Origin of the sequence: Neobacillus sp. SAB-20_R2A, from assembly GCF_049568635.1 — a bacterium.
GTDB lineage: Bacteria > Bacillota > Bacilli > Bacillales > Cytobacillaceae > Neobacillus > Neobacillus citreus.
The window spans coordinates 1,121,988-1,143,913 of the sequence record NZ_CP145895.1 but is presented as its reverse complement, the minus strand read 5'-3'; the positions used below and the strand labels follow the sequence as shown (position 1 = coordinate 1,143,913).

Genomic DNA, 21,926 nt, shown 5'->3' with positions numbered 1-21,926 from the left:
AAATTTTTCAAACTAAAGATTACCATTTCAAGGAATGAACTTGCAACATTTTTCTTGCAAATAAAGCATAATCTGATTTACCATCATTAGGAAGAACGTCTGAAGTAGAGGAATATTCAATGAAAAATAATTATCGGTTTACAATCCTAGTCAGCATTGTGGCCATCTCGGGTTTCTCGCAGGGAATGCTGCTGCCGCTGATTGCGGTTATTTTTGAAAAAGGCGGGGTGTCTTCCTCATTAAATGGACTTAACGCAACCGCTCTTTACATCGGAATATTGTGTGTGGCTCCTTTTATGGAAATGCCATTACGAAAATATGGCTATAAACCAATCATTATTGTGGGCGGCGGGCTTGTGTTTACCGCGCTTGCTTTATTTCCGTTATGGAAGGCCTTTTGGTTTTGGTTCTTCCTAAGGCTGATGATTGGAATTGGCGATCACGCCCTGCATTTTGCGACCCAGACCTGGATTACCTCCTTTTCGCCGCCAGATAAACTAGGAAGAAACGTTTCCTTGTACGGCCTTTTCTTTGGCATTGGTTTTGCCGCTGGTCCGCTGATGACACCGCTGGTCAATCTAAATGAAGCCCTGCCATTTATAGTATCTTCCATTCTTTGCTTAATCGGATGGGGATTTGTCTTTGTGCTTAAAAATGAATTTCCTGAACAGGAAGTGAAAATTAATTCCTTTTTTTCAACAGTCAAACAGTTTACAAAAGCCTTAAAATACGGCTGGGTTGCTTTTTTGCCTACGTTTGTTTATGGCTTCCTTGAAGCTTCCTTGAACGGAAGCTTTCCGATCTACGCCTTACGAATGGATTTAGCAGTATCGAGCGTATCCCTTGTTTTATCGGGATTTGCCATTGGCAGCATCATTACCCAGCTGCCATTAGGACTGTTAAGTGACCAATATGGGCGAAGGAAAGTTTTAATGACAGTTCTTTTTCTCGGCTTTTGCAGTTTTACAGCCGCCAGTTTTGTCGAGCATTCGTCATTTGGCTTATTCCTGACCTTCCTTGTCTCCGGCATGCTCGTCGGGTCTACTTTCTCATTGGGAATCAGCTTTATGGCCGATTTGGTACCGAGAAATTTGCTGCCGACCGGAAATTTACTATGCGGCATCTTTTACAGCCTTGGAAGCTTAGCCGGCCCTGTTATCGGCGGTCTATTCATTAAGTATTTTCAAAACGTCAGCTTCTTCTATATTATTAGTACGCTGTTGTTGTTTGTCTCCTTCACCATCTTTATGTTTGGAAAAAGAAACGTCTTTATTCCCCACCAAGAAAATTCTTAGCGCAAAACCGTATCCATCACATAAAATGTATGGTACAATGAAAATAAATAAGAATAATTCTAATTAGTAAGTTCTGCTGTCATCGCTTGATGACAGCTTTCGTGTTTTTTAGGGGTTGTGATTTTGATTATTTTTCTCAATTAGAATTCATTAAAGGAGGGTGAAAAAAATGGTTTCCGAAACAAAAGTTCTCACGAAGGGAATTCCAAAGACCAGTTTTCTAGAAAAAATAAAACCGCATGCAGAATTGATTGCTGCCGGGTTAAGTGGTGTCTTCATCCTTGCAGGCTGGCTTCTCGATAAAAACGGCCAAGAAGCAGAATCAATTGTTGCCTATCTGCTCGCATTCGTCATTGGCGGCTTTGCCAAAGCAAAAGAAGGCATTGAGGCAACCTATGAAAACAAAGAATTAAATGTTGAAATGCTGATGATTTTTGCCGCGATTGGTTCCGCTATTATCGGCTATTGGACAGAGGGGGCTATCCTCATCTTTATTTTTGCTGTCAGCGGGGCAATGGAAACCTACACGATGAATAAAAGCCATAAGGAAATTTCCTCACTCATGGAGCTGCAGCCTGAAGAGGCCGTTCTGATCTCCGGCGGTTTAGAAAAGCTGGTTTCGGTATCTGAACTGCGGGTCGGCGACCTGATTCTCATTAAACCGGGCGAACGGGTTCCAGCCGATGGAATGATTGTCAAAGGGCATACAAATATCGACGAAGCAGCGATTACCGGTGAGTCAATGCCTGTTTCCAAAGGCGAACAGGAAGAGGTGTTTGCCGGAACTGTGAATCTGTCCGGTGCTATTACTGTCAATGTTTCTAAGGAAAGCAGCGATACTCTTTTTCAAAAAATCATTCAGCTCGTGCAATCGGCCCAAAGTGAAAAGTCGCCGTCACAGCTTTTCATCGAGCGTTTTGAGGGAACATATGTTAAGGTGGTCCTGCTAGTAGTATTGGCGATGTTCTTCGTACCACACTTTTTGCTTGGCTGGGACTGGCACGAATCCTTTTACCGGGCGATGATTTTATTGGTAGTAGCCTCCCCATGTGCGCTGGTGGCTTCGATTATGCCTGCCACTTTATCGGCTATTTCCAATGGAGCAAGGCACGGAATATTGGTAAAGGGCGGAGTCCATTTGGAAAACCTCAGCCATTTAGGAGCCATTGCTTTCGATAAAACCGGTACTCTTACAAAAGGCAAACCGGTTGTGACTGACGTGATCGTCAAGGATGGGCTTGATAAAGACAGCCTGATTTGGAAAGCTGCTTCGATTGAAAGTCATTCCAATCACCCGCTTGCGCAGGCGATTGTGAAATATGCGAAGGAAAACGTTTCTAAGGAGTTATTTCACCCTGACAGCCTTGAGGACGTCCCAGGCTGGGGAATTAAAGCGGTAGTAAATGGGGAACAGTGGAAGATTGGTAAAGCTGCGTTTGTTGGGAAAGAACTAACAGAGAAATTTGCGGACGGTCTTGCAAAAGATCTTGCGAGCCAGGGCAATACCCTTGTTTATGTGGAAATTGACGGAGAATTAAGTGCCGCAATAGGCTTAAAGGATGTTGTCCGCGAAGAAACAAAGCTTGCTATTGACCACTTAAAAAAACAAGGCATTCATACGATTATGCTAACCGGTGACAGTGAAAAAACGGCGAAGGCGATTGCCTCAGAAAGCCACGTATCGGAATACTTCGCCGAATGCCTGCCGGAAACAAAAGTGGAGTATCTGAAAAAGTTAAAAGACAAATATAAAAATGTCGCCATGGTCGGTGACGGTATCAACGATGCCCCGGCACTCGCCATTGCCAATGTCGGGATTGCCATGGGAGAAGGATCGGATGTGGCCCTGGAAACGGCAGATATTGTTCTTATGAAAAACGACCTGCCAAGGATTTCAGAAGCCATTCGGTTGTCACAGCGAATGAACCGGATCATTAAGCAAAATGTTATTTTTTCGATTGCGGTCATCATGGTGTTGATTTCGTCCAACTTCTTTCAGATTATCGACCTGCCGTTTGGCGTCATCGGCCATGAAGGCAGCACGATTCTCGTTATCCTGAACAGCTTAAGGCTTCTGAAATAAATTTACAAAAAAGGAGACTGCATGCAGCCTCCTTTTTATATCCATTATCTAATTAATGGTATCCGTTTGACCCATTAGCGGATCCTGATGTCTTATTTCCTTTGCTGCCCTTGCCTTTTTGTTTCGTGCCGCCGTCTTTTTTTGTATGTTTTGTCATCGTCCAAACCTCCCTAGTAATGAAGTAATCCCCAATCCTAGTTTGGACAGATAAACGGTTTTCATAAAGGTAAGTATTAGCAGTTAGAACGGTTTTCTTCACTGAAAAATGCATTAATTTCGCCGCCTAAAATGATAATAAAGGCTGAAATGTACAGCCAAAGCATCAACACAATAATTGCTCCAATACTACCGTAGGTAACCGAATAATTGCCGAAATTCCCCACATAGTAAGATAAACCAAGCGAGGAAATGATCCAGCCGACAGTCGCAAAGGCGGCACCCGGAAAGGCACTCCGGCAGCGAAGTTTAACGTTTGGAGCCACCCAGTATAGTCCTGTAAAAATTAGAAATAAAATAATCGCGCTAACAGCCAGACTTAATGTATTCCAAAGTTTTAGAAATTCACTTGAATAGCCAAATTGCGAAAATAAAAACAGGCCTATTTCCCTGCCAAACACCGGCAACACGATGGCGACAATAAAAACGATTACCATTCCGAACGTCAGCAAAATGGCCATGCCGCGGGAAACGATAAAGGAACGACTTTCTTCGACATTATATGCCTTGTTAAAAGCCCTCATAATCGCATGAATTCCATTAGAGGACGACCAAATCGTCCCGATTACCCCGAAAGAAAGCAATCCGCCATTCCGGTGACTCATGATTTCACTTATATTTTTTTCAATCAATTTCATAGCATCTTCCGGAGCAAAGCCGCTTATGATCCCTAAAACATCATGTTCGTGAAAAGGGAGATAGGGCATTAGGGTAAAAATTACAATTAAAAGCGGAAACAGTGAAAGAAGAAAATAATAGGCTAACTGCGCACTCATTCCCGGAAGATCATCCTCGTCAATTCGGTGCCAAAGCAGGCGGATTAACGAAGAGCGAACATTTCCTTTGTCCTTCATTATCACTTCTCCTTTATTTATTTGAATTCTTTTTCATCAAAGATTTCCTCAACAAAGTCGGCATCCACATCATCTCTGAAAGTTTTCTTTGTCTCCTTGATTGTCTCGGTCACTTTAGGTGTTAGGTCACGAAGCTCATCCACCTTATCCATGATATAGGAGATATCTTCTCCCGCCTGCTCGACGGTATCCATTATTTTCTCTGCCGTTTCCTTTACCTTCCCGACCATTTCACCCGGATGCCGGACAACATAGGACACCTTTCCGGAAACTCTGCCCACATGTTCTTTCATAATTTGCCGGGTTTGTTTATCAAGCATACTGACCGCTCCGCCAGCAATGGCTCCAATCAGCATTCCCTGCCAAAATTTATTCTTTGTCATCTTAACCTCTCCTTGCTTAATCATAAAAATGAATGAAAATTATTCCAATGATTTTTCCTATCATTTATTTTGCTTTATCTAGAGAGGGTATGCAAGTCTGGCCCTAATTTTTCTATGTTGACATCATTCAGTGAACATGAAAAGATGGACATATGAATTTCCGAAAGGGTGACCGAAAATGGATTTATCGTTGAAGTCGGTAGAAAATGTTGAATATATGATTGAGCAAATTAAAGAGAAGTTAAAGGTTTTGAATCTAGGCGCCATTAAGCCTTCCCATTTTGATGAGGAAATGTATGAAGAGTTGAAAGAGATTTATGAAATGGTAATGAAAAAGAATTCCTTCAGCCCTAATGAAATGCAGGCTCTAGTTGAAGAATTGGGAAACTTGCGTAAAAAATAAAAACAGACCTCGAATGAGATCTGTTTTTTTATTTTTTAATCTTGATCAGTTAAAATGATCGGGCCATCTTTGGTAACGGCGATTGTGTGCTCATATTGGGCGGAATAGGTGCTATCGACGGTCCTTGCTGTCCACCCGTTTGAATCCATTTTGGTGAATAATAATCCGATATTCACCATTGGCTCAATCGTAAATACCATTCCCTCTTTAATTCTTGGGCCTTTACCCGGCAAACCGTAATGAGGTACATCCGGCTTTTCATGAATCACTGCTCCAATCCCATGTCCGATAAAGTCGCGGACAACCGAGAGTCCTTCACTTTCCACATAAGTCTGGATGGCATGACCGATATCGCCAATCCGGTTGCCTGGAACCGCTTGTTCAATTCCCTTGTACAAGGCTTCCTTTGTGACTTTTAACAAATGCTTAGTCTCTTCGGAAACCTCGCCAACTGCGTAAGACCATGCTGAATCAGCCAAGGCTCCGTTGTAATTAACAACCATATCGATTGTGACAATATCCCCTTCCTGCAGTGGTTCTTTTCTTGGGAAGCCATGGCAGATTTCATCGTTAATACTTGCACATGTTGCGTATTCGTAGCCCTTATAACCTTTTTGTTCCGGAGTGGCATTATGCTTTTTTAAAAATCCCTCTACAAACTGATCAATTTCCCAAGTGGTAATCCCTGGCTTAATCATTTTGGCAATTTCTTTGTGACAGGCAGCGAGGATTTCTCCTGCCTTTTTCATTGCTTCGATTTCTCGTTGTGACTTTAAGACAATCATGTAATATTCCCCTGCCTTTTTGAAAAAATTCTTTTGTCTGGAGACCGATTTGTGCGAATGCTGGTATATAAAAAACGATTACTATATGACATTTTTGGCAACACTTTAATATTAACGCTAACGGACTTATTTTTCAAAACTACTTTCTCAATGTAAAAATTAATTATGCAAATTTCGATAATTTGCCATATTCCTTTGTTCTTAATATGGTACTCTCAAATTCTTTTTGATAGAATGATGTTATAAATTATTTTTAGGTGTGTGAGAATCCATGATAGGTGACCGCGTAAAGAAATTCCGCCAAGAGAAGAAGATGTCACTTTCTGAACTAGCAGAGCAGGCAGGTGTTGCAAAATCCTATTTAAGCTCGCTTGAGAGAAACCTTCAAAAGAATCCGTCCATACAGTTTCTTGAAAAGATTGCCGGTGTATTAAACATTCCGGTTGAGCATTTAATACATGAGCAGATTGACAAGACGGCATTGGACAATGATTGGATGAATTTAGTAAAGGAAGCCATGACCTCCGGTGTTTCAAAAGATCAATTCCGCGAGTTCTTGGAATTTAATAAATGGCGGAACAATCAAAACAATAGTTAAAATGTACAAAAAAAACATCCTACAAAAATTCTTAATTTTTGTAGGATGTTTTTTCATTTTGGTATGTAACAAATTGTTCTGATTGGTGATTTCCGCTTAGGAAATTTCGAATATCTTCTACCGATAATCCAATCTTCTTAGCTTCCATAATTAGTACTAGCCAATCCTTGTCAAGCTTCTCCATCTGCTCAATCTCCAAATTCATACTAACAACCCCCTAAAATACTTACCCGTATTTCAGGCAGCCCGGCCATCATAGCTTCTCTCTATTTCCACCTTAGACCCTCGGCTTTGCGTCCTTGATTTTCACCAAGTTTGCCTTTTTCTGAAAAATAACTGTCTATTTATTATTTCATTAGTTCATCTTTTCTAGGACTAAATTCATACTAACTCTTTAGTAAGTTCATTATAACTAGTCCTTTTATAACAAAGTGTTAGTTTTTGTCAGCATTTTTAATATTCTGAACCCCCTTTTTAGACATTTTTTGACAAACTTCCGCATTTTTTCCTCTAATTCCCATTGCCTGAAAATGGAATATATAAATAATAGAGCATTTGAAGTCGAATATTCTCCTAATTTGTGGGAAGAAAATTTTTCCTTCTTTATTTTTGGCTCTGATTTTATGACGAAAACATTTGTCTAATTTGTGACGATTAGCATATAATATTAACAACATATTAATATACAGAATATTGTTAATATTCAAAACAAAAATAGAGGTGATAGGCATTGACCATTGTCCATGTGTTAAACTTTTCAATCCCCATTGCTTTTATGGTATTTGCAGGTTATTTCTTAGACCGCATGTGCAAGCCTGCCAAATCAGAAGAAAAAGCTGGTGAAGAGGAATTGTAAAAATTCTCTCCTCGCCAGCTTTTTTTTGCTAATCAGAATTTATTTAAACCGTTTTTCTACCTTTTGTTCGTAATTTTTGAAAATTGACGAATTTGTTTTCGCCCCTCGTTTTGACATCAATTGATTAAAGCGAAGGAGCTTTTCATTTAACTTTTTTTGCAAATCTTCCTTCTTACCGCTGTCGTCACATTTTTTGATGAGATCCTCGATGGTCATCATCTCTTTGCGTAAATGGTTTTCCTCTTCTGAAAAGCCTGCATTTTTCAGGATTTTGTAAGCCATGCGCAGTTCTTCTGGAATACCTGATAAATCTTCAAGCTTCAGGGGTTTTCCATATCCAGGAAGATTATCAAATTCTCCATCTTTGTATGCTTTTTTAATCCGATCTTCTGAGACAATATGAAACATATCCATGTTATTGCCCTCCTTTTTTAGCATACTCACTATATTTATTATAACAAAGGTCCATTTCGGTTGAAAAATAAATCGGTAATGATTTCAGCTTTATTGGGGCATGCTACAAGCGATAACGAAAGGAGTGTTAGACTTGGCACGTGGAGAACATTTTAATCATAAAAACAAAAACCATCCGGGTGAATTCCCCAAGAACACCATGACCGAGAGTCATGCTGAGCAGGCAATTGGGGATGAAGAGTTTATTGTCACCCAGGAGGCCTTTAAAAATAGAATTGAGGAAGAGGACACGCGGCAGGATACCGCCCGCCTGCTTCCTGAGCAGACAGAGTAAAAGGCGTGAAGAGTTTTCACGCCTTTTTACTCCGTTTATTTTTCGAAGCTTAATTTCTTCATAAACTGAGAAAATTCCACAGTTTTCAGCCATTCTGCCAGTCTTTCGATATCCTTCGAGAAGATGCGGTCCTGCTTAATGGATGCCACCTGCTCCCGGCCTTTTTCATAGAAGTTCTTCGTATGGGTCGCCATTTTCTCTACACCGCGATATTCGACGGCCTGCATGGCGCAAATCATCTCAATCGCAAGGACCCTGCGAGTGTTTTGGATGATTTGATGAGCATGCCTTGATGCTATTGTCCCCATGCTGACATGATCCTCTTGGTTTGCCGATGATGGAATGGAATCCACACTAGCTGGATGCGCCAAAGTTTTATTTTCTGAAACAAGTGCAGCCGCTGCATACTGCATAATCATTGCCCCTGATTGCAGGCCTGGCTGCGGGCTTAAAAACGGTGGCAGATCGCTTAATTGCGGATTAACTAACCGTTCCACACGACGTTCTGAAATATTAGCAAGTTCTGCTACTGCGATTTTCATAAAGTCCATTGCAAAAGCAATTGGCTGCCCGTGGAAGTTTCCACCGGAGATGACCTTTTCCCCATCATCAAAAATTAGTGGATTGTCAGTGGCCGCGTTCATTTCTATTTCCAGCTTTTCTTTTACATAATCAAGCGCCTGCCAGGAAGCACCTTGAACCTGCGGGATGCAGCGAAGAGAGTAAGCATCCTGAACCCTCAGTTCTCCCTGCATCGTTGTTAATAAGCTGTCACTCAAATAGCGGCGGATTCTTGCTGCTGTATCAATCTGCTGCTGGTAGCCTCTGACCACTTGAACCTCTTCTGCAAAAGCATCGAGAATTCCATTTAACCCTTCAATCGTCATGGAAGCAATCAGTTCGCTCTCAAAAGCAAGCTGCTCTGCTTCTAGGTATCCGACGACCCCCATAGCTGTCATGGCCTGCGTTCCGTTAATGAGAGCAAGACCTTCTTTAGCCTCAAGTGTTAGTGGGAAAAGACCTTCCTGCTGAAGGGCAATGCCTGCTTCCACACGCTCGCCTTTATAGAATACTTCGCCTTCACCTACAACAACTAATGCCAAATGGGATAATGGCGCCAAATCCCCGCTAGCACCTAATGAACCCTGCTGCGGAATAACCGGAATAATGTCTTTGTTAGCCAGCTCAATCAGTCTTTCAATGACTACCGGACGAATGCCTGAGTAACCTTTTAACAGGGCATTGGCACGAAGAACGACCATTGCTTTTGACACCACTTCTGGGAATGGTTCCCCTACCCCACAGGCATGCGAGCGAATTAAATTCAACTGCAGATCCTGCACATGTTCTTTATCGATAAGTACATCGCTGAACTTTCCAAACCCGGTATTGATTCCATAAACCACTCTACGATCAGAAACAATTCGTTCCACCGCTTCCCTGCTTTTGGCTGCTGCCTCCATGCTTTGTTCCGAAGCGCCAACCTTTTGGCCGCGGTACAATACTTCCTTCATCTGCTCCAATGTTAGACTGTTACCTGTTAATGTGATCATTTCTCTCCACTCCTCTATTACTTTAGTAAGATAAAGAAAGAGGCTGGATTCCATTTCTGATTAGATTTGGAATCCAGCCTCTTTAATAAACGTTATAAAATTTTGAACGGTTCTTCGGCGCTGCCTCATGATTTTCCACCCATTCTAAAAATTATTATTAGTTTGATAATATTTTATGTGACAGATACCTTGCCTGTCAACTAAATTTTCTGAATTTTAGCACATTATCACTTTAGCAGGATAATGAATGAAAGAGGCTATTCATAAAGAAATCACTCTTCTTGAATAGCCCCTTAAGTATGATGTTAGTCAAACTTCAACCCTTTTAACGCGTCAGCCAACGCACTATTCAAAGGTTCTTCCTCTTTGTGCTGGTTCTTTAAGTATTTTTGTACTGTCCGTTTATCCACTTTCCCGACGGATTCTTTTTTCCGGCGTTCTTGGAAAACAGAAAGTTTTTCACGATATCCACATTTACATGCGAAGATTTGTCCCTCACCCTCGCCACGCAGCTCAAGTTTTTTATGGCATTGTGGACAGCGTGCGTTTGTAACACGTGAGACATTTTTACGATGCCCGCATTCCCGATCTTGGCAAACGAGCATTTTTCCCTTTTTGCCATTCACTTCAAGCATTGGTTTTCCACAGTCAGGACAATTTTTTGTAGAAATATTATCGTGCTTATATTTTTTATTACTTGCTTTAATTTCAGCCACGATTTCTTTCGTGTAGTTTTTCATTTGGCTGATAAACACTTCTTTTTTTAACTTGCCATGCGCAATTTGATCAAGCTTTTGTTCCCACTCCGCTGTTAAAGCAGGGGATTTTAGCTCTTCCGGCACTAAATCCAGCAATTGCCGGCCTTTGGAAGTAATATGAATGTCTTTGCCTCGTTTTTCGATTAAGAACGAGTTGAATAGCTTTTCAATAATGTCAGCTCGTGTTGCAACAGTTCCCAGTCCACCCGTAGATTTTAATGTTTCTGCGAGCTGTTTATTGTTTGTTTCCATGTACTTTACAGGGTTTTCCATTGCCGAAAGTAATGTCGCCTCAATAAATCGAGCTGGCGGATTTGTTTGTCCAGCCGTTTGTGCGATAAGTTTCACCATTAATGTATCGCCTTTTTCGATGCGAGGTAAAATCTGTTCTTTCAAATCATCTGACGCATCGTCATCTTCAAAGCGATTATTGTAAACTTCTTTCCAGCCACTTGAAATAATCGTTTTTCCACGAGCCACGAAATTCTCATCACCGATTTTGGCTCGCAGCGTTAACTGCTCGTACTCGAATGCCGGGAATAGTACCGCTAAGAAACGTTTTACGACTAAATCATAAATTTTACGCTCTTTATCTGTGAAGGCTGAGAAGTTTACATAGCTTTCTGTTGGTATGATCGCATGATGATCTGATACTTTGCTGTCATCAACAAAAGCCTTAGAAGCTTTAATAGGCTTACTTAAGACCTTATTAGCTAATGGACGATATTCACCTATTGCACATGCTTTCAACCGTTCAGGGAGTGTTCCGACAATGTCAGAAGAAATGTAGCGCGAATCAGTACGAGGATACGTTAAAACTTTATGCTGCTCGTACAGCTTTTGCATAATGTTTAACGTTTCCTTAGCAGAGTAGCCAAAGATTTTATTCGCATCGCGCTGCAATTCTGTTAAGTCATAAAGACCCGGAGAGAAAGATTTCTTAGGCTTTTTCTCAATTTCCGTTACAATAGCGTTTTGTCTGCCAAGCTTTTTGACAATGGCCTCAATTTTTTCTTTATCGAAGCTTCGGCTGTTTCCTTTTGCATCCTGCCAAGTCAGCTTTAGTTGGTTGGATGTTTGGGCTTCAATGCCGTAATAGGATTGCGCTCTGAAGTTTTTGATTTCGTCCTCACGTGCTGCAATTATCGCCACAGTAGGTGTTTGTACACGTCCGCAGTTTAGTTGGGCATTGAACCTGGTCGTTAAAGCACGTGTTGCATTCAGCCCAATATACCAGTCAGCTTCTGAACGTGCGACAGCTGAAGCATATAAATTGTCATAAGACTTGCCTGGCTTCAAGTTTGCAAAACCATCTTTAATCGCTTTATCAGTAACAGATGAGATCCATAAACGTTTAATGGGTTTATTGACTTTTACTTTATCAATAATCCATCGTGCAACTAATTCCCCCTCTCTCCCTGCATCCGTGGCCACGACTATTTCGTTGACATCATTTCTAGTCAGTTGACTCTTAACGGCATTAAATTGTTTCCCGGTCTGCCTAATGACTGTTAACTTCATACGTTCAGGCAGCATTGGCAGGTCTTCTAATTTCCATGTTTTATATTTCACATCATAATCTTCTGGGTCAGCAAGCGTGACAAGGTGTCCTAGTGCCCACGTAACGATATATTTCTCGCCTTCTAGATACCCATTTCCTTTTTTATTACAATTAAGCACACGTGCAATATCACGTGCGACAGAAGGTTTTTCAGCAATTACAACACTTTTTGCCATATTTAAAACATCCTTTCGAATTACAGTAAGTTAAATATAGCATACGTCTCTAATGGATTCAGTAATTCCGAAACTTCAACTATATTATTGGTAAGCAATGATGGGAAAGCTGCCTCTTTTTTTCTTGTATTCCCTTCCACTTGAATAGTATGATGAATTGGCACCATTTTTGGAAATGAGGATATTATTCATGCGGATCAGAGATTGGGATATGAATTTGAAGGTTCGCCTGTTCGGTGAGGCGGCCATGAATATTACTTATTGGATGTTCTTTCCGTTCCTGTCGATTTATTTTGCAGAGGAATTCGGCAAGAGCAAAGCCGGTTTGTTATTGGTTTTTTCACAAATATTTGCGGTGGCAGCTAACCTGTTGGGCGGCTACTGTGCCGACCGATTTGGGCGGAAACGAATGATGGTTCTATCTGCCATTGGGCAAGGATTTTCCTTTTTAGCTTTTTCAGCAGCCAGTTCTCCCTGGTTTCAGTCCCCAATACTTGGATTCGCAGCGTTTGCGGCGGCCGGTGTTTTCGGCTCCTTTTATTGGCCAGCAAGCCAGGCCATGGTTGCTGACTTAGTGGAGGAAAAACACCGCAGCCAGGTATTCGCCATATTTTATACATCTATTAATATCGCAGTAGTCATCGGTCCTATTTTAGGCGGGATTTTTTATGCTCATTACCGCTTTCAGTTATTGCTTGCTGCTGCGATTGTTTGTATGATGCTTGGCATTATTTTAGCAAAATTAACAAAAGAAACAGTGCCCGTTCAAAAAACTTCAACTTTATCCGTCGACGGAAAATGGTACTATTTTTTAATCAATCAATTTCGGGACTATGCAATAATTGTACGGGATAAAACATTCCTCTTGTTTATCGTGGCGGGAGTTTTAGCCGGCCAAACGTTTATGCAGTTGGACCTATTGTTTCCTGTGTATATGAAGGATGTTGTTCACAATCAAAATCTACTTTCTTTTGGGGATTGGTCATTTAAGGTTGGCGGTGAGCAAGCCTTTGGAATGGTGCTTGCCGAGAATGGCCTGCTGGTTGCGTTATTAACTGTCATCGTGACCAAATGGACAGCTAATTTTAATGAAAGAAATATTTTCGTATTTTCATCGGTTGTATACGGAGTTTCATTGATTCTGTTTAGCCAAACGCAGTGGATTTGGGGATTGATATTGGCAATGGCGGTATTTACTTTTGCAGAATTGATGGGTGCAGGTCTCCAGCAAAGCTTTGTGTCCAAACTTGCCCCCGAACATATGCGGGGCCAGTACTTTGCGGCAGCGAGTCTGCGGTATACCATCAGCCGAACCATCGCCCCGTTGTCCATCCCGATGACCGTTTGGATTGGATACAACTGGACATTTTTTGTATTATTTTTGCTTACTCTCCTCAGCGCCTTCTTTTATTGGCTAATGTTTTATTCATTTGAAAAAGAATCTATTAAACTGGGATCCTAGCTTAGCAGGGTCCCTTTAATTATTGTTCAAAATTCAGACAAAAAATTGTACTAAATTATTCACAATTACCCCTTTTAGTATTATACTTAGAGTGTAAACATTACATATTTCAAAGGCGGTGGACAAAGTGGAATTGTCAACATTTATGGCTCCCACTTCATTGTCAGGCATTATTACATTTATCGTTTTATTTTCCGCAGGGGTATATTTAAATATAAAAGTTTATGGCAGCAAACTGCAGTAGGAACACTATTCCTGCTGTTTTTTTTTGCTTAAAACACTGTCCCTCTATCATTTTCTTTTTCAAAATAAAAACGCTACAATAAAGGAAGATTCTTATAAAGGAGATTATACATATATGAGTTATTTTCAAACTAATCTTGAAAAATACGCGGAGCTTGCAGTTAAGGTCGGCGTCAATATTCAAAAAAATCAAAGCCTATTGGTCAACGCTTCCTTAGACGCAGTCGAGTTTGTCCGCTTAATCGTTAAAAAGGCTTATGAAGCAGGCGCCCGCAATGTCATTATCAACTGGGCCGATGATGTGGTTACAAGAACCAAATATGAACTGGCACCAGATGAGGTATTCAACGAATACCCGCAGTGGCGGGCTAAGGAAATGGAAGAATTGGTTGAGCAGGGTGCTGCCTTTATGTCGGTGGTATCTTCAAGCCCAGACTTGCTAAAAGGCGTTGACCCGCAGAGGATTGCCAACTTCCAAAAGGCTGCCGGAAAAGCAATGACTAAGCATCGTCAAGCGATTCAATCAGACAAGGTCAGCTGGACTGTCGTTGCCGCAGCGTCCCCTGCCTGGGCTGCCAAGGTGTTTCCGAGCGACCCTGCCGAAAAGCAGGTTGAAAAGCTTTGGGATGCTATTTTTAAAGCAGTCCGTGTGGATGCTGAAAACCCGGTCGAAGCCTGGAAAAAGCATGATGAAACCCTTCATGAAAAAGTCACATACCTCAACGAAAAACGGTATGCAAAGCTTCATTACAAAGCACCTGGCACAGACTTAACAATTGAGCTGCCGAAAAATCATCTGTGGGTTGGCGCAGGCAGTGTCAATGAAAACGGTGTAGAGTTTATGGCCAACATGCCAACAGAAGAGGTCTTTACGGTTCCATTAAAAACTGGCGTAAACGGCACCGTCACAAGCACGAAGCCGCTCAGCTACAGTGGAAATATCATTGACCGTTTTTCAATTACCTTTGAAAACGGCAAAATTGTCGGGGTAAAAGCTGAGGAAGGCGAAGAAGTTCTGAAGCATCTTGTGGAAACCGATGAAGGCTCCCACTATCTTGGTGAAGTGGCACTAGTTCCGTATAACTCGCCAATCTCCCAATCTAACATTCTTTTCTTCAACACATTGTTTGATGAAAATGCCTCAAACCATCTTGCCATCGGAATGGCATATTCTTTCTGTATCGAAGGCGGCAAGAAAATGGCTGCCGATGAATTAAAGGAAAACGGGCTAAACGAGAGCATCACTCACGTTGATTTCATGATAGGGTCAGCTGAAATGGACATCGATGGCATCACCGCAGATGGACAGACAGAACCTATTTTTAAAGCAGGAAATTGGGCGTTTTAATCCAATCAAAAATGAAAGAGCAGGCACTCTAAGGCCTGCTCTTTCTCTATTGACTATAAATAACCGTACCATCCGGCTTTTTCATAATCTCATCACGCATTTTGGTTAGCTTCGAAACAGGATCATTCGGAATCAGTATTCCCAGCAACTTTGAAATTCCTAGTGTATTCAATAAGCTTTCTTCTATTTTTACCAATTGGTTAGTCAGAGTCGTGTCTGCCGGACATACCTGATTTAGGTCGACCTTTTTCGTTAATGCCTCCTCGATTAATTGCAAGCCCAGTTCCTTCGTGATTACACCGTTTGCAGACTGCAGCCTTGAACAAACTGTCTGCACCGTCTGATTTGCCGTATTAACCGTACCGTTTACCACCGGTTCTAGCGGTTTGATGACAGGTTCCAACTGCTGCACGACCGGTTCTAGCGGTTTTAGTGCAGGCTTAAGTGGATTTAAAGCTGGTTCCAGCGGCTGCAATACTGGATCCAAGACGGTCTCTACAGGTTTCAAAACCGGGTCTAGTACACTAACAATCGGGTCCAGCGGTTTTAAAACCGGCTCTAATGGCTTTGTCACTGGACTTAGCGGGTCCGTAATTCCACCAATTACGTCCTGAAGCGGATCAGTAATTTTTCCAACCAGATCCTCCGAAGCCTCAGCAGTGTTACTATCAGCACAGGTAAGCGGCAGGTGTCCCGACATGATTTTTTCAATTTCCTTCTTCAATTGCTCCAAAGGAAGCTTGCTTAAATCTTGAAGGATTTGCAGCTGGCCCGGCTTTTCAGGGCCAGCGTTTCCTGAAACCGTTTTTAGTGTCAATTGATTGATGACGCTGTCATCTGACTCCATAAAGTGAGCCACCATCGTCACATTTTCCATCCCTAGCTGTGGGACTGTTTCTGCCGCATGGATACAGGCTCCTTTAAAGGAAATGGCCGAGATATCAACTGTCATTCCATATACGGTAACTGGTCCTTTTGCATTTAAGACAATGCTTATTGGTCCGTTTGTGGAATTAACCCGCTTTGTTAATTTCATACCATATATCGTGGCCGATTTATATTTAATTTGCAGCATCGGCTTTTTGTCAGTTGCGGATGTTTCTCGCTCTACAATGGAAGCTGACATCCCAGTCCCAACCACTCGGTCTGCCTCAATGATAAAGCCTTCCATATCAGTTGTTGTTTCTGCCCTAGCACCGTAACTAAAAGAGAAGAGCGAGAAAAACATGATCGCAACACTGCAGCTTATCAAGAAAGATTTGTTTTTCCACCACATAATTTGGTCTCCTTTAGAAGGTGAAGGTGTGTTGAACGGTTTCTTCGACACCGCTTGACCTTGTAGACTTCACTTTAGCCGGTCCCAAGTGCCATGCTGTCAAGAGCGAACCTCCGATAATTCCAAAGATTGTTCCAAAGAGAAACCCGCCTAACGCCCCAATTACAGATAATATCGATAAGAATATTGTAAAAATCCCTAGAATTCGTGACGCATTAGGGAAAAATAAGGAAATGATTCCGATTAACGTTATCATCCCGCCAAATAATAAACCAATAACGGCAATCGACCCAGGAAGGAAGGTGCTTAAATATAAGTTTAAGGGTACCCATAAAATCATCAGCCCGCTTATAATTGTTAGCAAGGCACCCCAAAACGGCCGCTTTTTTCGCCATTTTTTCATACTAGTTCCCTCCTTATTTTTTAATTCTTTCTACAGTCAGCTTCATACCGTTCATATTAATCGTTTTCTGAAATAGATAATGAGTTTTTAATTTGGCATGTTCTAATGTGATGGTGGAGGATTTTTGCTGGAATTGCTTTTGCCAGTCATCACTGTGATTCTCCTCGAGGACCAGGTTCTGGAACTTCGCATCTGCTTCAATAAGGCCGGCATCATGCTGCAGTCCGCTGATTTGAACTGGCTTGGAAGCCTGAATTTTGACTCGAATCCACTCACTGCCTACCTTAAAATCCTTGTATAATTGCAAATTGGTAATCGTTAAATTTTCAATAAGGTTTGTTCCTTGCGGTGCAGAATCCTCTGAGCTTGTTTCCCCCATCTTTGGATAGAAGGTATACCCTGTGCCTTCTAATTTATCAAACTCAACATAGAAATCACCTACACCCGCAATTGGCACTGCATAAGCGACACCAGAAATGCCGAATGACACTAACAGCAGTCCGAGAGCTAAAAATCCCGCTGTCAATGCTGACCAGAAAGCTTTCTTACTAATTGTTCCTTCAAGTTGAACTGGATTCTCCATAAAAAACCTCCTACAATTCCGAATATTTAAATAATAATTACTTACTTTACCTTACACTTCTTTTTAGACAACTACAATCACTGAAAATATCGGAAATTTATTAGGACCCCCGTCAAATGTCGGGGGAATACTACTAAGGGCGTATTGGAAATTTTTCCAATCCATATTATTATATAAATATAGATTGTCCGGAGGTGGAAGCTTTATGGAAGAAAAAGTGGAGCGGCTCTTATTAAAAGGACTTTCCATTCTTTACGAGCTAAGTTCTCCCTTTTTAAAAGAGTGGAAGATACTTATGCCTTCATTAAAATATCGCAATCAAAGTTTAGTTGATGAAATTGATGTCATTATTCAGTTTGCTATTAAAGATGTATTTCAAAATAAAAGCCTTAATGCTGATTCTTTTATCCTATCCTTGCTTGCCGAATGGCAAAAGCGTTTTTCCAGCAAGTATGATGAATATGAAGCCCTTTCTCTTGTCACAACCATTGAAAATATGTTTCACAAGCTTCTGGACAGAAATCCAGAGTCCACATTTCTTGACCATCAAGCCATCCAAGCTTTTTTCATTAGAATACTAGACCAGGCACTTCTCAGTCAGGACATGGAATACCGAAACGAAAACAGCGCAAAAATCATTATTGAAACCAATGTTCTCCCTATGAAGTGGGTTGCCATTGTAAAAAAAGACAAAGAAGAGTATGTCATCGATAGCGTTGTCTGTTCCGATGAGAATCCAGTAGACGGTCATTTGCTTGAAATGTGTAAAAGCTTAAAGGCTCGGGAAATCGGCCACCTATCCATTGCAATTGAAAGATTAATAGGCCAAAACTCGGGTGGTTCTCCCCTTATCCAAATTCCTTGCTTAAATGACACCCTGCTTATTTGCCTTGAGAATGAGAATTTTCAAGTAAAAGAACAGCAAATCGATTTTATTAGGGAAATGTATCTTCATCAGCTAAAGCTTTACCATTTGGAAAGCAAAATTGATTGGAAAAATACTTCGCTTTTATTTTTACAGCACCTGCTTCTTTCCCGCAGTGCAGGCGATGCTGTTAATGCGATTACGACAGGCCTGGTTGAATATATGCCATTCGAACGCTGTGCCTTATTTTTATATAATCAGTATGAAGAAAAAGGGATTGGTGTTTCCGGTCATAATGTCAGCACATCGTCCGTCCAGCAAATTAGGGAGGAGATTTTTAAACTTCCCCTAATTAAAAAGTATCTAAACTCGTTAACGCATTCACAGCCTCTCTATTTTTCCAATGCCGCAGAAGTGCTGCCAGAAAAATATATTCATGAATTTAAACTTCGCTCGTTAGTTGTGCTGCCTATTTTTGTTCCGACAAAAAACAAACTGATTGGAATCGCCATCTTGGACCAAGGGGAATATTCTGATTTTCTTGTGTCGAATCAAACTTTAACCACACTAATTAAATTTGGCCATTACGCTGGGGAGTTGTTGTTTTCCATTTGGGATGAGGCTCTCCAGCAGTTCGGAAGCTTTGACACACTGTTAACACCTAGGGAGAAAGACGTGCTAAAGCTGATTGCCAAAGGAGCTTCCATTAGTGAAGCAGCTAAGGAGCTCCATTTAAGCAGCTACACAGTGCGTGATTATGTGTCGGTTATTATTCAAAAACTAGAGGCAAAAAACCGGACGGATGCGGCTGTCAAGGCGATTAAAATGAAATTAATTTCTTAGGTCTTTGGTCGGGGTTGCAGAAGTTTGCACTTATGGGTACAATTTTATATTAGCCATTAAGTGGAGGTTGAATTGTATGTGGAATGAATTTAAGCAATTTGCGATGAAAGGCAATGTCATCGATTTAGCAGTCGGTGTTATTATCGGCGGAGCGTTTGGGAAAATCGTCTCATCATTAGTTGCCGATGTGATTATGCCCTTAATTGGATTAATAACCGGGGGCATCGATATCAAAAGTCATATGATTAAGGTTGGAGATGCAAAGTTAATGTACGGCCAATTTCTCCAAAACGTTCTCGACTTTTTTATCGTTGCCTTCACGATTTTTCTTTTTATCAAGTTTTTAAACCGTTTCAAGAAGAAGGAAGAGGTAAAAGAACAAGCACCGGTAAAAGTAGACCGCTCAGAGGAATTGCTTGCTGAAATTCGCGATTTACTAAAAGAAGACAAAGTTTTTTTACGAAAAAATGAAACTCCTTGACCACTTTTTCGTATATCTTTAATGTAAGCAAATTATTTTTGAGGTGAAGATAAATTGTATAATACACAAACTTCGACTGAAATGATGCCATCGGTATTACGGACGTTTGCGTTATCCCTTGCCATTGCCTTTGTGGGAACGATGGCCGGTGTTTATGTTCCTCCTGCCTTATTTATGCCATTAGCTATTTTAGAATTCATCATGATTCTTGCTGCTGTTTTCTTTAGAAGAAGGAAAGCCATCTCTTACTCTTTCCTTTATGTCTTTACTTTTATTTCGGGAATTACCCTGTATCCGATTGTCGCTTATTACGCAGCAACTGCCGGTGCCAATGTTGTTGTCATGGCGTTTGCTACAACAACCGTCGTATTTGGAGGAATTTCCATTTATGCGGCTAAATCCAAACGGAACTTCTCGTTCCTTGGCGGATTTCTGCTCGCTGCCCTGCTTGCGTTAGTAGCCATTTCGATTTTCAACATTTTCTTCCCGTTAAGCTCAACCGGGATGCTTGCCTACTCCTTCATCGGGGTACTGGTATTCAGCGGATATGTTCTCTTTGATATCAGCCGGATGAAGCACTACGGTGTCCGTCCGGAAGATGTACCAATGATGGCGTTAAGCTTATACTTGGACTTCATCAACCTATTCGTCAGCATCCTGCGTATTTTCGGGATTTTGAATAGCCGCGACTAATTAAACTAGAAAAGGAGCTTGGTCCAGTGACCAGGCTCCTTTTTCATTTATTAATGCTCCATTGTTTTTGGAATAGTCCCTTTCATAAAAAAGGTAAGTCCAATTTTTTTGCAAACAGTAGCATAATGCATCAAGAACAATAAAACCGATCCTGTATTCATGCCTATGATGACTCCATTCATTCTCCACTCATACATCGAGCCAAGCCAAAGAATCAGAGCGAAGCCAATGACCGTCGACCAAATAATATGGAAAAACGCCTCTTTGATCATATCCAGTCCAATCATAAACGCCTGAAGCGGCATGATGAAGTAATGAAATAAGAAAAACGGCCAGAGCAGCTGCAGGTAAATAGCCGATGTTTCTGATTTAAAAAATAAAGAGGTCAACTCGGGTGCAAAAAAGTAAAAAATCGTAACGGCCGCAATGCCGTAGACGAAGGTAAGGACCATTACCTGCTGAAGCATCTTTCTAAGCGATGGGTAATCCCGTTCGGAATGGGTTTTCGAGACGGCCGGGATAAGTACGATCAGTAAGGAATGGGCTATAAACGCCGGGAAAAAGCCGATCGACATCGCCACTCCCATCAGCATCCCGAACTGCTCCGTTGCCGCTGTATGAGTGAGGCCGGCATGGACCAGGGCCGCTTTGATAATAAAGGGTTGGATAGCACCCGTAAAAGCCGAAAACAAGCGCATGCTAGTGGTTGGAATCGAGACCGCCATTAAATTTTTCCTGACAAGCTTGCGATTGAGATTAGAAAACGGCTGGCGTTTCAAGTGGTGATATTGAATCATGAACATGTAAATTAAATAAAGAAAGACGACAACTTCACTGCCAATTAGCGTCCCAAGGGCCACTAACAAGGAGGTCTCCGCGTTAAACTTGAAAAAGCGGAACAGTGCAAACAAAAGCCCAAGCTGGACTACTTTCCTGAGGAAATTAGAAATTGCAATTTTCCCCATATGCTGATTGCCCATGAAATAGCCCCTGGCAACCGAGGTGAAGGAGATCACCGGGATTAAGAGGAGCACGAGCCACCTGATGTATGGATGGTAGGCATCAAATACCGGGATAAACGGTATCAGCGCAGTTCCTGCCAGCAATAAAATACTTGTGAAGACAATCGTAAGTGTTATCGCGTGATATAAGATATTCCGATGATAGCGTTCCTCTCTTTCCGCGACAAATTTGGAAATTGAGACAGGCAGTTCGAAACTCGAAAGCAAGACAATAAGAAAAACGGTCGGAAGAATGGACATATACAGCCCGAGACCATGAGAGCCCAATTCCCGCGCCAAGATCATATTAACCAAAACTTCAATTCCTTCACCTAAAAAAGCGGTTGCCGCCAGAAAGAAAATACCCTTGTAGTAAACAGCCATTTTGGATTCCCCTTTATCAATCTCACTTTTATAAACTTATGAGACAAGTTCCCGGATTAGTAGGGGATTTTTTCG

At 41.4% G+C, this 21,926-nt stretch carries 22 protein-coding genes and 1 riboswitch; of the genes, 11 read left to right on the top strand and 11 right to left on the bottom strand.

Annotated features, from left to right (window positions below; all coding sequences use genetic code 11):
- Positions 1-119: 119 nt before the first annotated feature.
- On the top strand, positions 120-1,295 hold the full coding sequence (locus V5M37_RS05685) for an MFS transporter (protein WP_213146574.1): 1,176 nt from the start codon (positions 120-122) through the stop codon (positions 1,293-1,295).
- A 169-nt stretch (positions 1,296-1,464) separates the two neighbouring features.
- Positions 1,465-3,378, top strand: a complete 1,914-nt coding sequence (locus V5M37_RS05680; protein ID WP_423801156.1) for a heavy metal translocating P-type ATPase — start codon at positions 1,465-1,467, stop codon at positions 3,376-3,378.
- A gap of 233 nt (positions 3,379-3,611) precedes the next feature.
- On the opposite strand, the gene V5M37_RS05675 is transcribed toward V5M37_RS05680, so the two are convergent.
- Entirely contained in the window at positions 3,612-4,448 is an 837-nt protein-coding gene (locus V5M37_RS05675) for a YihY/virulence factor BrkB family protein (RefSeq protein ID WP_213146572.1), read from the bottom strand.
- A 17-nt stretch (positions 4,449-4,465) separates the two neighbouring features.
- Entirely contained in the window at positions 4,466-4,831 is a 366-nt protein-coding gene (locus V5M37_RS05670; RefSeq protein ID WP_423801155.1) for a YtxH domain-containing protein, read from the bottom strand.
- Between the two features lie 178 nt (positions 4,832-5,009).
- Here V5M37_RS05670 and V5M37_RS05665 point away from each other — a divergent pair, with 178 nt between their 5' ends.
- Positions 5,010-5,234, top strand: a complete 225-nt coding sequence (locus V5M37_RS05665) for a DUF1128 domain-containing protein (RefSeq protein WP_213146570.1) — start codon at positions 5,010-5,012, stop codon at positions 5,232-5,234.
- A 35-nt stretch (positions 5,235-5,269) separates the two neighbouring features.
- On the opposite strand, the gene map is transcribed toward V5M37_RS05665, so the two are convergent.
- Positions 5,270-6,019 carry a type I methionyl aminopeptidase gene (map, locus tag V5M37_RS05660; protein ID WP_423801154.1) on the bottom strand — a complete coding sequence of 250 codons (750 nt, stop codon included), beginning with the start codon at positions 6,017-6,019 and terminating at the stop codon, positions 5,270-5,272.
- A 271-nt stretch (positions 6,020-6,290) separates the two neighbouring features.
- Here map and V5M37_RS05655 point away from each other — a divergent pair, with 271 nt between their 5' ends.
- Entirely contained in the window at positions 6,291-6,617 is a 327-nt protein-coding gene (locus V5M37_RS05655; protein ID WP_213146568.1) for a helix-turn-helix domain-containing protein, read from the top strand.
- Positions 6,618-6,648: 31 nt separating this feature from the next.
- Here V5M37_RS05655 and V5M37_RS05650 read toward each other — a convergent pair whose 3' ends face one another.
- Positions 6,649-6,822 carry an anti-repressor SinI family protein gene (locus V5M37_RS05650; protein ID WP_423801153.1) on the bottom strand — a complete coding sequence of 58 codons (174 nt, stop codon included), beginning with the start codon at positions 6,820-6,822 and terminating at the stop codon, positions 6,649-6,651.
- Positions 6,823-6,854: 32 nt separating this feature from the next.
- A riboswitch (cyclic di-GMP riboswitch) is annotated at positions 6,855-6,947 on the bottom strand.
- Positions 6,948-7,347: 400 nt separating this feature from the next.
- Between V5M37_RS05650 and V5M37_RS05645 the strand changes: the two genes are divergently transcribed.
- Complete coding sequence (locus V5M37_RS05645; RefSeq protein WP_423801152.1) at positions 7,348-7,473, top strand: hypothetical protein; 126 nt, start codon at positions 7,348-7,350, stop codon at positions 7,471-7,473.
- A 39-nt stretch (positions 7,474-7,512) separates the two neighbouring features.
- Here the strand turns inward: V5M37_RS05645 and V5M37_RS05640 are convergent, their stop codons facing one another.
- Positions 7,513-7,887: a DUF1992 domain-containing protein gene (locus tag V5M37_RS05640; protein WP_423801151.1), complete on the bottom strand. Its 375-nt coding sequence runs from the start codon at positions 7,885-7,887 to the stop codon at positions 7,513-7,515.
- A 133-nt stretch (positions 7,888-8,020) separates the two neighbouring features.
- Between V5M37_RS05640 and V5M37_RS05635 the strand changes: the two genes are divergently transcribed.
- Positions 8,021-8,221, top strand: a complete 201-nt coding sequence (locus tag V5M37_RS05635) for a hypothetical protein (RefSeq protein ID WP_213118150.1) — start codon at positions 8,021-8,023, stop codon at positions 8,219-8,221.
- Between the two features lie 35 nt (positions 8,222-8,256).
- Here V5M37_RS05635 and hutH read toward each other — a convergent pair whose 3' ends face one another.
- Together hutH and V5M37_RS05625 are read right to left on the bottom strand one after the other, a co-directional pair.
- Positions 8,257-9,774 (bottom strand): histidine ammonia-lyase, encoded by a 1,518-nt coding sequence (gene hutH / locus V5M37_RS05630; RefSeq protein ID WP_423801150.1) that lies wholly within the window; start codon positions 9,772-9,774, stop codon positions 8,257-8,259.
- 305 nt (positions 9,775-10,079) lie between these two features.
- Positions 10,080-12,269, bottom strand: coding sequence for a DNA topoisomerase III (locus tag V5M37_RS05625; protein ID WP_423801149.1), 2,190 nt, complete (start codon positions 12,267-12,269; stop codon positions 10,080-10,082).
- A 190-nt stretch (positions 12,270-12,459) separates the two neighbouring features.
- On the opposite strand from V5M37_RS05625, the gene V5M37_RS05620 reads away from it, so the two are divergent.
- Both V5M37_RS05620 and V5M37_RS05615 read left to right on the top strand, forming a co-directional pair.
- Entirely contained in the window at positions 12,460-13,731 is a 1,272-nt protein-coding gene (locus tag V5M37_RS05620; protein ID WP_423801148.1) for an MDR family MFS transporter, read from the top strand.
- Positions 13,732-14,089: 358 nt separating this feature from the next.
- A complete protein-coding gene (locus V5M37_RS05615) occupies positions 14,090-15,322 on the top strand; it encodes an aminopeptidase (RefSeq protein WP_423801147.1) in 1,233 nt (410 codons plus the stop codon).
- A gap of 46 nt (positions 15,323-15,368) precedes the next feature.
- Here V5M37_RS05615 and V5M37_RS05610 read toward each other — a convergent pair whose 3' ends face one another.
- Genes V5M37_RS05610 through V5M37_RS05600 form a run of 3 tightly spaced genes read right to left on the bottom strand, consistent with a single transcriptional unit; the run spans position 15,369 to position 17,584 of the window.
- Positions 15,369-16,598: a hypothetical protein gene (locus V5M37_RS05610; protein ID WP_423801146.1), complete on the bottom strand. Its 1,230-nt coding sequence runs from the start codon at positions 16,596-16,598 to the stop codon at positions 15,369-15,371.
- 13 nt (positions 16,599-16,611) lie between these two features.
- A complete protein-coding gene (locus tag V5M37_RS05605; RefSeq protein ID WP_423801145.1) occupies positions 16,612-17,001 on the bottom strand; it encodes a DUF6114 domain-containing protein in 390 nt (129 codons plus the stop codon).
- 13 nt (positions 17,002-17,014) lie between these two features.
- Entirely contained in the window at positions 17,015-17,584 is a 570-nt protein-coding gene (locus V5M37_RS05600) for a DUF6230 family protein (protein WP_213118157.1), read from the bottom strand.
- Between the two features lie 205 nt (positions 17,585-17,789).
- Between V5M37_RS05600 and V5M37_RS05595 the strand changes: the two genes are divergently transcribed.
- The 3 genes from V5M37_RS05595 (at position 17,790) to V5M37_RS05585 (ending at position 20,466) form a co-directional block, all read left to right on the top strand.
- Positions 17,790-19,292: a response regulator transcription factor gene (locus V5M37_RS05595; protein ID WP_423801144.1), complete on the top strand. Its 1,503-nt coding sequence runs from the start codon at positions 17,790-17,792 to the stop codon at positions 19,290-19,292.
- 76 nt (positions 19,293-19,368) lie between these two features.
- Complete coding sequence (gene mscL / locus V5M37_RS05590) at positions 19,369-19,773, top strand: large-conductance mechanosensitive channel protein MscL (RefSeq protein ID WP_423801143.1); 405 nt, start codon at positions 19,369-19,371, stop codon at positions 19,771-19,773.
- 81 nt (positions 19,774-19,854) lie between these two features.
- Positions 19,855-20,466 (top strand): Bax inhibitor-1/YccA family protein, encoded by a 612-nt coding sequence (locus tag V5M37_RS05585; RefSeq protein WP_423802577.1) that lies wholly within the window; start codon positions 19,855-19,857, stop codon positions 20,464-20,466.
- 50 nt (positions 20,467-20,516) lie between these two features.
- Here V5M37_RS05585 and V5M37_RS05580 read toward each other — a convergent pair whose 3' ends face one another.
- Entirely contained in the window at positions 20,517-21,851 is a 1,335-nt protein-coding gene (locus V5M37_RS05580; RefSeq protein ID WP_423801142.1) for a polysaccharide biosynthesis protein, read from the bottom strand.
- Positions 21,852-21,926: the final 75 nt, after the last annotated feature.

Bases quoted from the DNA above. Each gene is read 5' to 3' on its own strand.
- V5M37_RS05685 (WP_213146574.1), top strand. From the start codon at position 120: ATGAAAAATAATTATCGGTTTACAATCCTAGTCAGCATTGTGGCCATC.
- V5M37_RS05680 (WP_423801156.1), top strand. From the start codon at position 1,465: ATGGTTTCCGAAACAAAAGTTCTCACGAAGGGAATTCCAAAGACCAGT.
- V5M37_RS05675 (WP_213146572.1), bottom strand. From the start codon at position 4,448: ATGAAGGACAAAGGAAATGTTCGCTCTTCGTTAATCCGCCTGCTTTGG.
- V5M37_RS05670 (WP_423801155.1), bottom strand. From the start codon at position 4,831: ATGACAAAGAATAAATTTTGGCAGGGAATGCTGATTGGAGCCATTGCT.
- V5M37_RS05665 (WP_213146570.1), top strand. From the start codon at position 5,010: ATGGATTTATCGTTGAAGTCGGTAGAAAATGTTGAATATATGATTGAG.
- map (WP_423801154.1), bottom strand. From the start codon at position 6,019: ATGATTGTCTTAAAGTCACAACGAGAAATCGAAGCAATGAAAAAGGCA.
- V5M37_RS05655 (WP_213146568.1), top strand. From the start codon at position 6,291: ATGATAGGTGACCGCGTAAAGAAATTCCGCCAAGAGAAGAAGATGTCA.
- V5M37_RS05650 (WP_423801153.1), bottom strand. From the start codon at position 6,822: ATGAATTTGGAGATTGAGCAGATGGAGAAGCTTGACAAGGATTGGCTA.
- V5M37_RS05640 (WP_423801151.1), bottom strand. From the start codon at position 7,887: ATGGATATGTTTCATATTGTCTCAGAAGATCGGATTAAAAAAGCATAC.
- hutH (WP_423801150.1), bottom strand. From the start codon at position 9,774: ATGATCACATTAACAGGTAACAGTCTAACATTGGAGCAGATGAAGGAA.
- V5M37_RS05625 (WP_423801149.1), bottom strand. From the start codon at position 12,269: ATGGCAAAAAGTGTTGTAATTGCTGAAAAACCTTCTGTCGCACGTGAT.
- V5M37_RS05620 (WP_423801148.1), top strand. From the start codon at position 12,460: ATGCGGATCAGAGATTGGGATATGAATTTGAAGGTTCGCCTGTTCGGT.
- V5M37_RS05615 (WP_423801147.1), top strand. From the start codon at position 14,090: ATGAGTTATTTTCAAACTAATCTTGAAAAATACGCGGAGCTTGCAGTT.
- V5M37_RS05610 (WP_423801146.1), bottom strand. From the start codon at position 16,598: ATGTGGTGGAAAAACAAATCTTTCTTGATAAGCTGCAGTGTTGCGATC.
- V5M37_RS05605 (WP_423801145.1), bottom strand. From the start codon at position 17,001: ATGAAAAAATGGCGAAAAAAGCGGCCGTTTTGGGGTGCCTTGCTAACA.
- V5M37_RS05600 (WP_213118157.1), bottom strand. From the start codon at position 17,584: ATGGAGAATCCAGTTCAACTTGAAGGAACAATTAGTAAGAAAGCTTTC.
- V5M37_RS05595 (WP_423801144.1), top strand. From the start codon at position 17,790: ATGGAAGAAAAAGTGGAGCGGCTCTTATTAAAAGGACTTTCCATTCTT.
- mscL (WP_423801143.1), top strand. From the start codon at position 19,369: ATGTGGAATGAATTTAAGCAATTTGCGATGAAAGGCAATGTCATCGAT.
- V5M37_RS05585 (WP_423802577.1), top strand. From the start codon at position 19,855: ATGATGCCATCGGTATTACGGACGTTTGCGTTATCCCTTGCCATTGCC.
- V5M37_RS05580 (WP_423801142.1), bottom strand. From the start codon at position 21,851: ATGGCTGTTTACTACAAGGGTATTTTCTTTCTGGCGGCAACCGCTTTT.